This window comes from Pseudomonas lalkuanensis, from assembly GCF_008807375.1.
Taxonomy (GTDB): Bacteria; Pseudomonadota; Gammaproteobacteria; order Pseudomonadales; family Pseudomonadaceae; genus Metapseudomonas; species Metapseudomonas lalkuanensis.
In genome coordinates this window covers 379,791-392,003 of the sequence record NZ_CP043311.1, presented here as the reverse complement: position 1 = coordinate 392,003, position 12,213 = coordinate 379,791, and the positions used below count along the sequence as shown (strand labels likewise).

General features: G+C 65.1%; 13 protein-coding genes. 4 read left to right on the top strand and 9 right to left on the bottom strand.

All coding sequences use genetic code 11. The features are described 5' to 3' along the window. Window positions 1-9: 9 nt before the first annotated feature. A complete protein-coding gene (locus tag FXN65_RS01845; RefSeq protein WP_151131393.1) occupies window positions 10-756 on the bottom strand; it encodes a substrate-binding periplasmic protein in 747 nt (248 codons plus the stop codon). A gap of 230 nt (window positions 757-986) precedes the next feature. On the opposite strand from FXN65_RS01845, the gene yccS reads away from it, so the two are divergent. Then, window positions 987-3,164, top strand: a complete 2,178-nt coding sequence (gene yccS, locus FXN65_RS01840; RefSeq protein ID WP_151131392.1) for a YccS family putative transporter — start codon at window positions 987-989, stop codon at window positions 3,162-3,164. A 180-nt stretch (window positions 3,165-3,344) separates the two neighbouring features. Continuing rightward, window positions 3,345-3,794 (top strand): REP-associated tyrosine transposase, encoded by a 450-nt coding sequence (locus tag FXN65_RS01835; protein ID WP_178119260.1) that lies wholly within the window; start codon window positions 3,345-3,347, stop codon window positions 3,792-3,794. A 127-nt stretch (window positions 3,795-3,921) separates the two neighbouring features. On the opposite strand, the gene FXN65_RS01830 is transcribed toward FXN65_RS01835, so the two are convergent. Then, window positions 3,922-5,337: an aminotransferase-like domain-containing protein gene (locus tag FXN65_RS01830; RefSeq protein ID WP_151131390.1), complete on the bottom strand. Its 1,416-nt coding sequence runs from the start codon at window positions 5,335-5,337 to the stop codon at window positions 3,922-3,924. A gap of 186 nt (window positions 5,338-5,523) precedes the next feature. Between FXN65_RS01830 and FXN65_RS01825 the strand changes: the two genes are divergently transcribed. Beyond that, complete coding sequence (locus tag FXN65_RS01825) at window positions 5,524-5,757, top strand: DUF1127 domain-containing protein (protein WP_151131389.1); 234 nt, start codon at window positions 5,524-5,526, stop codon at window positions 5,755-5,757. Here FXN65_RS01825 and FXN65_RS01820 read toward each other — a convergent pair. The 4 genes from FXN65_RS01820 to FXN65_RS01805 form a co-directional block, all read right to left on the bottom strand. Continuing rightward, window positions 5,754-6,644 carry a type 2 periplasmic-binding domain-containing protein gene (locus FXN65_RS01820; protein ID WP_151131388.1) on the bottom strand — a complete coding sequence of 297 codons (891 nt, stop codon included), beginning with the start codon at window positions 6,642-6,644 and terminating at the stop codon, window positions 5,754-5,756. The genes FXN65_RS01825 and FXN65_RS01820 overlap by 4 nt on opposite strands. 45 nt (window positions 6,645-6,689) lie before the next feature. After that, entirely contained in the window at window positions 6,690-7,547 is an 858-nt protein-coding gene (locus FXN65_RS01815) for an HDOD domain-containing protein (protein WP_151131387.1), read from the bottom strand. A 91-nt stretch (window positions 7,548-7,638) separates the two neighbouring features. Next, complete coding sequence (locus tag FXN65_RS01810) at window positions 7,639-8,394, bottom strand: substrate-binding periplasmic protein (RefSeq protein ID WP_151131386.1); 756 nt, start codon at window positions 8,392-8,394, stop codon at window positions 7,639-7,641. A gap of 53 nt (window positions 8,395-8,447) precedes the next feature. Continuing rightward, the gene (locus FXN65_RS01805; protein ID WP_151131385.1) at window positions 8,448-8,942 is read right to left on the bottom strand and encodes a YgjP-like metallopeptidase domain-containing protein; all 495 of its coding nucleotides are present in this window, start codon (window positions 8,940-8,942) and stop codon (window positions 8,448-8,450) included. Window positions 8,943-9,470: 528 nt separating this feature from the next. Here FXN65_RS01805 and FXN65_RS01800 point away from each other — a divergent pair. Beyond that, complete coding sequence (locus tag FXN65_RS01800; protein ID WP_151131384.1) at window positions 9,471-10,142, top strand: polysaccharide lyase family 7 protein; 672 nt, start codon at window positions 9,471-9,473, stop codon at window positions 10,140-10,142. 25 nt (window positions 10,143-10,167) lie between these two features. Here the strand turns inward: FXN65_RS01800 and FXN65_RS01795 are convergent, their stop codons facing one another. The 3 genes from FXN65_RS01795 to FXN65_RS01785 form a co-directional block, all read right to left on the bottom strand. Continuing rightward, window positions 10,168-10,629, bottom strand: coding sequence for a hypothetical protein (locus FXN65_RS01795; protein WP_151131383.1), 462 nt, complete (start codon window positions 10,627-10,629; stop codon window positions 10,168-10,170). 67 nt (window positions 10,630-10,696) lie between these two features. Continuing rightward, window positions 10,697-11,761, bottom strand: coding sequence for a class II fructose-bisphosphate aldolase (gene fba, locus FXN65_RS01790; protein ID WP_151131382.1), 1,065 nt, complete (start codon window positions 11,759-11,761; stop codon window positions 10,697-10,699). Window positions 11,762-11,883: 122 nt separating this feature from the next. After that, window positions 11,884-12,201: an MliC family protein gene (locus tag FXN65_RS01785; RefSeq protein ID WP_151131381.1), complete on the bottom strand. Its 318-nt coding sequence runs from the start codon at window positions 12,199-12,201 to the stop codon at window positions 11,884-11,886. Between the last annotated feature and the right edge of the window lie 12 nt (window positions 12,202-12,213).

The following is a 12,213-nucleotide window of genomic DNA, read 5'->3' as shown; positions in this document are numbered from 1 at the left end:
ACCCAGGACCTATCGAAGGCTGGGTAGGCCGTGGCGGGCGAAGATGGCCTGATAGGTGCCGTCCTCGCGCATGGCCTGCATGGCCTGGTTGAACTCATCCACCAGTTGCTGATGGCGAGGGTGGCTGCGGCGCACCAGGATGTGCAGGCCGTTCTCACTGAGGGGCCGCGGCAGGAACTCCAGCTGGTCTCGAACCCCCGCCAGCTCGCGGCCAAGGTAGTAGCGCGCCACCAGATCGTCTTCCAGGGCCAGCTGAACGCGCCCGGCGGCCAGCATCCGCGCGGCCATCTGGAAGCCTTTGACCGGTACCTTGTTCAGGCTGGCGTCGGCATCGAAACCCGGCAAGTAGCTGTATCCGCGCACCACGGCGATGCTGTAGCGCTTGAGGTCGACCGGCGCCCGGAAGTCGACGTCACTGCCCTTGCGCTTGAGGAAAAGGATGCGATTGGCCAGGTAGGGCTGGGAGAACTGGCCGAAGCGCGCGCGTTCATCGCTGTACCAGGCATTGACGATCAGGTCGTACTCGCCCACCTGGACCCCGCGCAAGGCACGGGCCCAGGGCACTTCGACATATTCCGGGCGATGTCCGGCGCGCTTGAGCGCGGTGCTGACCAGCTCGGCGGCCAGGCCATTACCCGGCAGGCTGGCATCGGTGAAAGGCGGCCAGAGGTCGGCGGCCATGCGCAAGGTTTCGGCACAGGCGCTTGCGGTAGTGAGCAGCAGGGCGAACAGGGCAAAACCACAGCGTCGTCTCATGCGAGGGCATCCGAGAACAGGTTTGGCCGACGGGTGTCCAAGACTGCACCAATTTACGGATGGCCACCAGCGCGTCCAGGTACTCGCGTACCGGATTTTTTCATTCCCCTCCATGTGACTCCCGTCGTCGCCCGGCATCGAATGCGACAGGGTGGCTGACAGCGCCTCCCGCTCACCTTAGGCTGTCGCCAGCAGCACAGCCGCAACGGACATTCGCCCACAAGGCCCCTATGCCCTCGACCCGATTCACTCAAACGCTGCGCCGCCTCTGGGCGCTGGACAAGTTCAGCTACAGCCTGCGCGTCTTCGTCGCCCTCACCGGGAGCATGGCGCTGTGCTGGCAGCAGGACCGCATGGACCTGCTCATCCCCCTCTTCCTCGGCATCATCGCCAGCGCCCTGGCGGAGACCGACGACAGCTGGCAGGGGCGCCTCACCGCCCTGCTGGTGATCCTCGGCTGCTTCAGCGTCGCCTCGCTCTCGGTGGAACTGCTGTTCCCCTACCCCTGGATCTTCGCCGCCGCCCTGGCCCTGGCCAGTTTCGGCCTGACCATGCTCGGCGCCCTTGGCGAGCGCTACGCCACCATCGCCTCGGCAACGCTGATCCTCTCCATCTACACCATGATCGGCGTGGACCAGCGCGACGGCGCACCCACCAACCTCTGGCAGGAGCCCGCGCTGCTGGTGGCCGGTGCCGCCTGGTACGGCCTGCTGTCGGTGCTCTGGCAGGCGCTCTTCACCCACCAGCCGGTGCAGCAGAGCCTGGCCAGGCTGTTCCGTGAACTGGGGCAGTACCTCAAGCTGAAATCAGCCCTGCTGGAGCCGGTGCGCCAGCTCGACGTGGAAGCACGACGCCTGGAGCTGGCACGGCAGAACGGCAAGGTGGTGGCGGCGCTCAATGCGGCCAAGGAGATCATCCTGCACCGGGTCGGCAATGGCCGGCCGGGCCCCAAGGTGAGCCGCTACCTCAAGCTCTATTTCCTCGCCCAGGACATCCACGAGCGCGCCAGTTCCTCCCACTACGCCTACAACGAACTGGCCGAGGCCTTCTTCCACAGCGATGTGCTGTTCCGCTGCCAGCGCCTGCTGCGCCAGCAGGGTGGCGCCTGCCAGGCCCTGGGGCGGGCCATCCGGATGCGCCAGCCGTTCGACTACCTGGACGGCGCCCAGGCCCTGGAAGACCTGAACAAATCCCTGGAGCACCTGCGCATCCAGAGCAATCCGGCCTGGCGTGGACTGCTGCGCTCGCTCAACGCCCTGGCGCGCAACCTTGCCACCCTCGACCGCCTGCTGCTCGACGCCAGTAATCCCGACGCCCTTGCCGAAGCCCAGGATGCCAGCCTGCTAGACCGCTCGCCCAAGGGCCCGAAGGATGTCTGGGAACGCCTCAAGCAGAACCTCACGCCCACCTCCCTGGTGTTCCGCCATGCCCTGCGCATGGCCGTGGCGCTGACCGCGGGCTATGGCGTGCTGCACCTGATCCACCCCGAGCAGGGTTACTGGATCCTGCTGACCACGGTATTCGTCTGCCAACCCAACTTCGGCGCCACCCGGCGCAAGCTGGTGCAGCGGATCGTCGGCACCCTGCTCGGCCTGGCGCTGGGCTGGGCGCTGTTCGACCTGTTCCCCAGCGCCCTGGTGCAGTCCGCCTTCGCCGTGATCGCCGGGGTGATCTTCTTCGCCAACCGCGCGACCCACTACACCCTGGCCACGGCCGCCATCACCCTGATGGTGCTGTTCTGCTTCAACCAGGTCGGCAACAGCTACGGCCTGTTCCTGCCGCGCTTCGTGGATACCCTGATCGGCGCCCTGATCGCCGGCCTCGCGGTAATCTTCATCCTGCCCGACTGGCAGGGCCGCCGGCTCAACCAGGTGGTGGCCAACGCCCTCGCCTGCAACAGCCGCTACCTGCGGCAGATCATGCTGCAGTACGCCAACGGCAAGCGCGACGACCTGGCCTACCGCCTGGCCCGGCGCAACGCCCACAACGCGGATGCGGCGCTGTCCACCACGCTGTCCAACATGCTCATGGAGCCGGGCCACTTCCGGAAGGAGGCCGATGTCGGTTTCCGTTTCCTGGTCCTCTCCCACACCCTGCTCAGCTACCTCTCCGCACTCGGCGCCCACCGCAGCGAGACCCCCGGCGAAGCCCTGACGCCGACCATCAACGACGCCGCCGAACAGATTGCCGAGAGCCTGGACTGCATCGCCCAGGGCCTGACCGACCGCCGCCCGATCAGCATCCATCGCGACGAGGAAGATGCGCTCGCCAAGGCGTTGGAGCAGCTTCCCGAAGACATGGACGACCGCCCGCGCCTGGTGCAGACCGAGCTTGGGCTGATCTGCCGGCAGCTGGGGGCGTTGAGGACGCTGGCGGCGCATTTGTTGAATGAGGGGAAGGCGGCGTAGGGGAGCAATCCCAGGCTCGCAGCGCAATTCTTGTGGGAGCGAATTCATTCGCGAATGCTTTCCCACACGGAGTATGGGCTCCGCCGCTCACGACCTTCAGTGAATTCCCTGCCCGGGCAAGCACCAGCTTCCACAGCAGGCTTTTAAAGTCTTTGCCTTCGTAACCAGGAGGCAATGGAAATGCCAAGCAAGAAACTCAGGGTGGGCAGGCGATCTTTACCCGGACAGATCTACCACATCACAACCAGCACGGAAGGCCGCCGGCCACTGTTCAGGGACTTCACTCACGCTCGTATCGCTGTCGCCGAGCTACGTCGCCTGCATGAGCAGAACGTGATCGACTCACTGGCCTGGGTACTGATGCCGGACCATTTGCATTGGTTGTTTCAACTCAGGGGGCCAATCCCCCTTTCCACCGTCGTGAAAGTGTTCAAGGGCCGATCTGCGAGACAGCTCGGAATGCAGACGAGCATCGACGGTGTGGTCTGGCAAGCAGGGTTCCATGACCACGGTTTGCGGCGGGATGAAGATCTCTTGAAAGTCGCCCGCTATATCGTGTCCAACCCTTTGCGGGCAGGGCTGGTGGAGCAGATTGGCGACTATCCGTTCTGGGACGCGCACTGGCTCTGATTGATCTCGATCCTGTAGGAGCGAATTCCTTCGCGAAAGCCGCACAGCGGCTCCTGACCCGCAGGCCTGCGGCCTGAATCGCGAATGAATTCGCTCCCACAAGTTGGGGGTCTGAACGCCTCCTCCTTTACTCCCCCATCAACTCCCTGATCGTCTCCCCCACCATCCGCACGGCGGCTTCGATGCTTGGGGTTGGCTTGGAGGAGTAGTTCATCCGCAGGCAGTTCCGGTACTTGCCGGAGGCGGAGAAGATGCTGCCGGCGGCGATCTGTACGCCTTTTGGCAACAGGGCGCGATTGAGCAGCAGGGTGTCGAAATCCTCGGGCAGTTCCACCCACAGCATGAAGCTGCCCTGGGGCCGGCTGGCGCGGGTGCCTTCGGGGAAGTAGCGCATCACCCAGTCGATCATCTGGTCACGGCTGTACTGGTACTGGCTGCGCATTCGCCGCAAGTGCGGTTCGTAGTGGCCGTTGGCGATGAAGTCGGCCAGCGCCAGTTGCGGCTGGGTCGCGGTGGCGCCGGTGGAGATGTACTTCATGTGCAGCACCCGGTCGAGGTAACGGCCGGGGGCGATCCAGCCGACGCGGATACCCGGCGCCACTGTCTTGGAAAACGAGCTGCAGAGCAGCACGCGGCCGTCGGCGTCGAAGGACTTGATGGTGCGCGGGCGCGGGTACTGGTAGGCGAGGTCGCCGTACACGTCGTCCTCGAGGATCGGCACGTCGTAGCGCTGGGCCAGGGTGACCAGGGCGCGCTTGCGGGCCTCCGGCATGATGTAGCCGAGCGGGTTGTTGCAGTTCGGGGTGAGCTGGATCAGCTTGATCGGCCACTGCTCCAGGGCCATTTCCAGCGCCTCCAGGCTGATGCCATTGAGCGGGTCGGTGGGCAGTTCCAGGGCCTTCATGCCGAAGCCCTTCAAGGTCTGCATCGCGCCGTGGAAGCTCGGCGAATCCACCGCGACTATGTCCCCAGGCTCGCAGGTGGAACGGATCGCCACCGACAGCGCCTCATGGCAGCCGGTGGTGATGACGATGTCGCTGGCGGGGACCTGGCAGCCGGAATCCAGCGCCAGTCGCGCCACCTGTTCGCGCAGGGCCTGGGTGCCGTAGATGCTGTCGTAGTAGAGGCCGCTGCCGTCCTGGCGCCGGCTGATCTGGCCGAGACTGCGCAGCAACGGCTTCAAGGTCGGGCTGGTGATGTCCGGCATGCCGCGGCCGAGCTGGAGCACATTGTCCTTGGCGCTGCGCTTGATCAGGTCGAGCACGTCATTCCACTGCGAGACATCCACCGGCCGCTGCGGTGCCCGGCTCACCGCCGGCAGCGCCGGCGTCTGGCGGCGCGGCGGCACGAAGTAGCCGGACTTCGGCCGCGGCTCGGCCAGGCCGCTGTCTTCGAGAATCCGGTAGGCCTGCTGCACCGTACTCAGGCTCACGCCGTGCTCCAGGCTCAGCGCACGTACCGAGGGCAGACGGTCGCCGGGGCGGTAATACCCGTGCTCAATACGTTCGCCCAGGGTTTCGGCCAGCTTGATGTAGAGCTTCATGACAGTCTCCCGAATCGGTACTTATCCGCAGCAGAACCATTACAGATGATTCTGAAACGGAGGATTCAGATAGGAAATCACGCAATCTGTATGAAAAAAATATACAGATCGTGAATCTGTATTGTGAATTCGCCAACGGACATCATGGTTCCACCCCGATCCACCAAGGGCATGAGGAACGCAATGATGAACGGCCTGAGCGATGTACGCCTCACTCTCCAAGCGCGGGAACTGGAACAGGAGCAGCGCGCCACTGTTTTCCTGGCATCGGCACGGCTGGGCCATCGCTGGAACCGCTTCTGGATGCGCCTGCACACCCGCCGCCAGCTCCTGGAGCTGGACGATCACGCCCTGAAGGACGTTGGCCTGAGCCGTGCGCAGGCGCTGGAAGAAGCCCTCAAGCCGTTCTGGAAGCGCTAGGGCCAGGGTTTCCAGTCGCTGGACAACCGGTTCAGCGGTGCCTGCAGCTTCGGGAAGCCCGGCTGTTTCTGGAGCTTGCCCAGGGCTTCCATGAGGCGCCGGTCCACCAGGGCGCCGCGAGGGTTGTCCGGCACCAGCCAGCGCACCGGATAGAGACCGAAATCCTGGGCCCGCAACTGTTGTCGCAGGCCCAGACGGTCGATCTCGTGCTCGGTCTGGTTCACCGCGAACACGTAGCCGTCGAGGCGTCCGCGCACCAGTTTCTGCAGGCTGCCCTCGATACTGTTGCCGGAGAGCGCCGGGAACCCCAGCCAGGGCGCGTGGGCGCGATCGGTCTCGATCCGATAGGGATAGGCCAAGGTCCGCAAGGCCGGTGGCACCCTGGGCGCGGCGAGCTGTTCCTGCAATTCGTCCAGCCGCCAACTCCGCCCCAGCAGGGGCTTGAGCTGTTCCCGCTGGCCGGCGTCCATACCACTGGCGGCCAGACGTTCGGCACTGAGCACATGGGCCGGGTCGAGCAGCTGGGCGACGCTGAGGGCATTGCCACGTTGGGTGAACAGGCCGAAGCGCACCTGCCAGAGACGGCCCGAGCCGTAGCGCAAACCGGCCGGCAGGCGCGGCAGATTACCTAGAAAGGGCACCTGGAATTCGCACTGGCCGTTCTGCAGCAGGTGGAAGGTGCGGGCGAAGGGGGTGATCTGCAGTTCGAAGTCGATGTCCGGCAATTGCGCGTCCAGCGCGCGGAGCAGATCCGGCAGGGGGCCGGTGCCGTTGGCCTCGGCCAGCCCCGGGACCTCGGCCACCGCTACCCGCCACTGCTCGGCAGCCATGACCGCGTGGGCCCAGGCCAGGCACAGGCTGAGGCAGAGCAGCGGAAGTCGGCGCATGGATCACCCGGGAGCGAGCGGTACGCCTGAGTATAGGTGCGCCCTTCAGCGCAGCAGGCTGGCCGTGCGCTGGATGGCGTCCTGGTGGAAGGAAACCAGCGCGAGCCCTCCGCCGGCATCCATCTCATCCTGGGGCGGCACCAGCTTGCGGAACGCGGCGAGCTGGTCGAGAGGCGGCAACTGGGCGAACCGGCCATCGTCGCGCAGGGCATGGTAGAGGCCCAGGTTGACCAGATCGATCAGGCCGAGCCGCCCCCCCGTGTCTGCCTCCCAGCGCCGTGCACCGCGCACGACCTCGATGTAGCTCTGATCCACGGCCCATTTCTGCAGCACGATCACGCTCAGGGACTGGCCGTACTCGCGACAGAGCCGCGCGTAGACCTCCGGGCCCGGCACCTGGCTGGCATCCTTGAAGGCGGAGAGCACCGCCAGTTCACCGACATCGCAGAGCAGGCAGGCCAGCAGTGCGTGGTCCGGCGAGGTGAACCCCAGGGGACGAGCCAGCACGGCGCTGATGGCGGCCTGTCGCGTCAGCCGCCCCCAGACGCCGACGAACAACTGCTTGTGGGCGACGCTGTGGAGGGTGAAGAGGCTCTTCAGGCTGTGCACCAGGGTGATGCGGTCCACCTCCTGCAGGCCGAGCATGCGGATGACGTCTTCCAGGGTCCTGGGCGGCTGGGTGGAGCGGAACGCGATGCTGGAAGCGTGTTTCATCAGCAGCGCGCTGAGGGCCGGGTCCCTGCTGATGACCTGCTTCAGGCGGGCAACGGAGACATTCGGATCAGCCAGGGCCCGGCGGATGTCCAGGGTGATCATCGGCAGGCTGGGCAACTGCTCCTCGCCGTTCATCAGTTGCGTGACCACCTTGCGGTAGATCGAATAATCCGACTCGACTGCGTTCAATCCGACTCTCCCGCCTTTTCTTCTTGTGGCGGCAGTGTAGCCACGCCCCGCCCCAACGCCCACGGGCGTCCGGGGCAATCGGACGACTTGCTCAGGGAAGGGGCACGCCATAAGGCTTTGCGAGTTTCGCCAACCGACCATCGGCACGCATCTGTCGCAGGGTCCGGCCGATGTCGTCGCGGAGCTGGCGGTGGGATTCACCTCTTGGCAGGGCGAAATAGCCCACCTGGGTATCGATGTCCGGCTTGAGGCGATGCACCTTGTCGGCAATACCCAGCTCTTCGATGCGCGGCCGGGAATCCCTTTCGTTGGTGGCGGCCAGGTCGGCGCGCCCGGCCATCAGCAGCTTGAAGGCATGCTCCACCGAGGGCGTGATGTGCTGGTCGAGCTGGCCGCGCATGGCCTCGAAGCGTTCGCCGTAGCTCCAGCCGTGGATGATGGCGATGCGCTTCCCCATCAGGCTGGCCAGGGTGCCGTCCCAACTGCTGGCCGAGTCCGTGCGGGCATAGAAGACGACGCTGTCGCGGTAGAAACCGGGCTCGGCAAACTGGAAACGAAGCTCCCGCGCGGCGGTCCGGTAGGGACCGATCAGCACATCGGCGCGGCCCTCTTCCACCAGTTTCTGCGCGCGGGCCCAGGGATAGTTCTCGAAGCGCACCTGATGGCCCAGCTCGCCGGCGATCACGCGCAGGGCATCGACGCCGAGCCCTCGCGGCTTACCGCTGCGGTCGAGGACGTAGATACCGGGGAATTCGGTGCCGACCGCGAGCAATTCCCGGCCATCGGCGAAGGGAACCAGGCCCAGCACCCAGAGAACGAAACAGAGGGTGCGGAAAGTCGGACGCATGTCCGCGAACCTCGGTCGGCTGCTAACTCAGAGCCTAGCAGCCGGTGCTGGGCTCAGCCCGCCAGTTCCCGCCAGGTGAGGTAGATGCGCAGGTCGAATTCCAGCTGGTGGTAGCCGGGCAGCATGTGCTCGCACAGCTGGTAAAAGGCCTTGGTGTGATCGCGTTCTTTCAGGTGCGCCAGCTCGTGGACCAGGATCATCTGCAGGAACTCCGGCGCGGCCTCCCTGAACAGCGAAGCGACGCGAATCTCCTTCTTCGCCTTGAGCTTGCCGCCCTGTACCCGCGAGATGGCCGTGTTGAGACCGAGAGCCTTGTGCACCACATCGAGTTTGTTGTCGTAGAGCACCTTGTCCGGCGCCGGGGCGTTGCGCAGGTGCTCCTGCTTCAGGCTCATGGCGTAGCTGTACAGCGCCTTGTCGCTCTGCACTTCGTGACGGCCCGGATAGCGGCGCTCCAGGTACTCGCCGAGGCGGCCGGCGGCCATCATCTGCGCCACCTGTTCCTGGAGGTGGGCCGGGTAGCCGCGGAGGTACTTGAGACTGGTCATGGCAAGGCAGGTGGAAATGGGGGCGCGACAGTCTACCCGAGCACAGCGTTTCGCGAGCGCCTACCGGACCAGTCGACCGGACCTCGAATAGTTCCCTGGGGCTTTGCGACGCAGTTCAATTTTTGAGCAGATTCCCCCTCGAGTGCGCGGCGGGCATCGCTGATAGCACCGAGCCAGAGCCTTTCAAAAAACCGGCGCGCCCCTGGGGAAAATTTCCTTATCCATCAAGGACGGTCATATCCGGCCGAATCCGCCTCGCTCGCCGGAGGCAATATCGCAATGCTGGCCAACTGGAGATAAGGCATTTCTTTGACGTCAACATGCCGACAATCGGTAACTGACAAGCCACTCGGCGAGTCCGTATAAAGCGCTCGCGAGACGGCCGCAATGCCTTCGGACGACACGGCAGGCAACTGCCACCAGCAACCTCACTTTTGGTTCGAGCGCGATTGGCCGGAACGCCGCCCCAGTATCTGGGTGACGAGGATAAGCAGCGCCCGACTGGAAGTTCCTTTCGAGAACTCAGTCATGATCGACCTCTCTACCTGGAACCTGACCCTGCCCGTAGGCGTGCCCGCCGTCACCATCGAAACCCCGCTGCTGGTAGGTGGCTACCAGGACCACTATTTCCAGAGCACCTCCACGGGCGTGACCTTCTGGGTCCCGGTGAACGGCACCACCACCACCAATGCCGTGTACCCGCGCAGTGAACTGCGCGAGACATACGCCGACGGCGAGCTGCGCAACTGGACCTACCCCAGCGCCGACAACCTGCTCAGCGCCAACCTCGCCGTCAGCCAGGTGCCCTCCACCGGCAAGCTGGTGATCGGCCAGATCCACGCCTTTGGCAGCTCCAGCCCGCTGCTCAAGCTGGAGTACCAGTTCAAGACCGCAAGCCAGACAGCCAACATCGTCGCCAAGGTGCGCAACTCGCCCACCGACACGACCAGCACCGTGATCCCGCTGCTCAGCGGCATCCCGTTGAACCAGCGCTTCAGCTATGTGATCGACCTGTCGCCGAAGGGCCTGCTCAGCGTGATGGTCAATGGCAGCCTGTGGAGCCAGCAGCTGTCGACGGCATGGGCGCCGAAGCCGCTGTACTTCAAGGCCGGGGTGTATGCGCAGGACAACACGGGATACGAGACCGAGGCGGGGAAGGCGACCTTCTACAGCCTGAAGATCGAGCATCGGCTGCCTTGAGTACCCGCCTCCCGGCCCCTCTCCATCAGGGAGAGGGGCCGGGGGAGAGGGGTACGGGCTCCAGGCACCTTGCCAGAGCCTTCGCTTCCGTCAGCAGGCACGGATCACCCGCCAGATAGCTGCGATACACCCGAAGCAGATCACCTTCGCTGATCCGGCAGTCACCGGCCGGGCACTGGCTGGCGAACTCGAAGCGCCCGGTTGGCGGGGCGGCCAGGCGGATCTTCAGCGATGGCCAGCCGGACGGCTTGGCCGCGCTCGGGGTGAACAGCCAGGTGCCCTTGCGTTGCACCAGGGCGCCGCCGGCTTCGGCGTAGTCGAAGACGAACATCAGGGTGCGCGAGGTCTTGGTCGTGCAGTCGGTGCGATCCAGGCACTGCTGCGGATCGCTGGATGCCGCCTCGGGCGGCGGCGCAGGGGCCACTGGCGGCTGGCCGGCACAGCCCGCGAGCAGCAGGGCGAAACCCATCATCAGGGGCAGGCGCATCGGAAACTCCTGTTGCCGGATACGAAAGAGCCCCGCACTGCGGGGCTCCTCGTGAAGCACTACGGGATCAGTTGACCTTGGCGGCCAGCTCGCCCTTGGCGTAGCGCTGGAACATGCCTTCCAGGGAGATCGGCTTGATCCTGGAGGCGTTGCCGGCGGTGCCGAAGGCTTCGTAGCGGGCGATGCAGATGTCGCGCATGGCTTCGACGGTCTTGGCGAAGTACTTGCGCGGATCGAACTCGGCCGGGTTCTTGGCCAGGAAGCTGCGGATGGCACCGGTGGAAGCCAGGCGCAGGTCGGTGTCGATGTTCACCTTGCGTACGCCGTACTTGATGCCTTCGACGATTTCCTCGACCGGCACGCCGTAGGTTTCCTTAATGTCGCCGCCGAACTCGTTGATGATCGCCAGCCAGTCCTGCGGAACGGAGGAAGAACCGTGCATCACCAGGTGGGTGTTGGGGATGCGCTTGTGGATTTCCTTGATGCGGTCGATGGCGAGGATGTCACCGGTCGGCGGCTTGGTGAACTTGTAGGCGCCGTGGCTGGTGCCGATGGCGATGGCCAGGGCGTCCACCTGGGTCTTCTTGACGAAGTCGGCGGCTTCTTCCGGGTCGGTCAGCATCTGGCTGTGGTCCAGGGTGCCTTCGGCGCCAACGCCGTCCTCTTCACCGGCCTGGCCGGTTTCCAGGGAGCCCAGGCAGCCCAGCTCGCCTTCCACGGACACGCCGCAGGCGTGGGCGAAGGCAACGGTCTGCTGGGTGACGCGCACGTTGTATTCGTAATCGGACGGGGTCTTGCCGTCTTCGCGCAGGGAGCCATCCATCATCACGGAGGAGAAGCCGAGCTGGATGGAGCGCTGGCAGACGTCAGGGCTGGTGCCGTGGTCCTGGTGCATGCACACCGGGATGTGCGGGAATTCTTCGATGGCAGCCAGGATCAGGTGGCGCAGGAAGGGGGCGCCGGCGTATTTGCGGGCGCCGGCGGAGGCCTGCACGATCACCGGGGAATCGGTCTTGTCGGCCGCTTCCATGATGGCGCGCATCTGTTCCAGGTTGTTGACGTTGAAAGCCGGTACGCCGTAGCCGAATTCGGCGGCGTGGTCCAGCATCTGGCGCATGCTGATGAGTGCCATGGTGTTTCAGTCTCCCGATTGGGTGGGCTGTCAAATTGCAAAGCCTGCCGCAGGGGCAGGCCGGGTTCAAGTTCCCGGGGAGGAGCGGTCGTTGCTCCACTCCGGGGAAAATCAAAATCGAATCAGGGCGCCTTGCAGCCGCGACCAATCAGGTCGTCAGTGGCCACCCAGTACACCAGGCCTTCATCGCCCTTGGTGTGGAAGGCCAGGTTGCCGTCGCTGTAGAGCGCGCCGGAGCCCGCAGGTTCCTGCTTCAGGCGGTGGACGATATCGCCGCCCCCCAGGCGCAGGTCGACGCTCTCCCTGCTCGCGTCGGCGAAGCGCCAGAGCACTTCGGCCTGGCTGTCGCAGACCCAGCGCGTCCAATCATCGCTGGGAGCCTGCTGACCGGCACAACCGGCCAGCAGCGCCAAACCCGCGAGGGCGAACCATCCTTTCATCCACGTCTCCTT

Excerpts from the sequence above, each read along its gene's own strand:
- FXN65_RS01830 (WP_151131390.1), bottom strand. The coding sequence starts at position 5,337 with ATGAAGCTCTACATCAAGCTGGCCGAAACCCTGGGCGAACGTATTGAG.
- FXN65_RS01800 (WP_151131384.1), top strand. The coding sequence starts at position 9,471 with ATGATCGACCTCTCTACCTGGAACCTGACCCTGCCCGTAGGCGTGCCC.
- fba (WP_151131382.1), bottom strand. The coding sequence starts at position 11,761 with ATGGCACTCATCAGCATGCGCCAGATGCTGGACCACGCCGCCGAATTC.
- FXN65_RS01820 (WP_151131388.1), bottom strand. The coding sequence starts at position 6,644 with ATGCGCCGACTTCCGCTGCTCTGCCTCAGCCTGTGCCTGGCCTGGGCC.
- FXN65_RS01785 (WP_151131381.1), bottom strand. The coding sequence starts at position 12,201 with ATGAAAGGATGGTTCGCCCTCGCGGGTTTGGCGCTGCTGGCCGGTTGT.
- FXN65_RS01825 (WP_151131389.1), top strand. The coding sequence starts at position 5,524 with ATGAACGGCCTGAGCGATGTACGCCTCACTCTCCAAGCGCGGGAACTG.
- yccS (WP_151131392.1), top strand. The coding sequence starts at position 987 with ATGCCCTCGACCCGATTCACTCAAACGCTGCGCCGCCTCTGGGCGCTG.
- FXN65_RS01835 (WP_178119260.1), top strand. The coding sequence starts at position 3,345 with ATGCCAAGCAAGAAACTCAGGGTGGGCAGGCGATCTTTACCCGGACAG.
- FXN65_RS01805 (WP_151131385.1), bottom strand. The coding sequence starts at position 8,942 with ATGACCAGTCTCAAGTACCTCCGCGGCTACCCGGCCCACCTCCAGGAA.
- FXN65_RS01795 (WP_151131383.1), bottom strand. The coding sequence starts at position 10,629 with ATGCGCCTGCCCCTGATGATGGGTTTCGCCCTGCTGCTCGCGGGCTGT.
- FXN65_RS01845 (WP_151131393.1), bottom strand. The coding sequence starts at position 756 with ATGAGACGACGCTGTGGTTTTGCCCTGTTCGCCCTGCTGCTCACTACC.
- FXN65_RS01810 (WP_151131386.1), bottom strand. The coding sequence starts at position 8,394 with ATGCGTCCGACTTTCCGCACCCTCTGTTTCGTTCTCTGGGTGCTGGGC.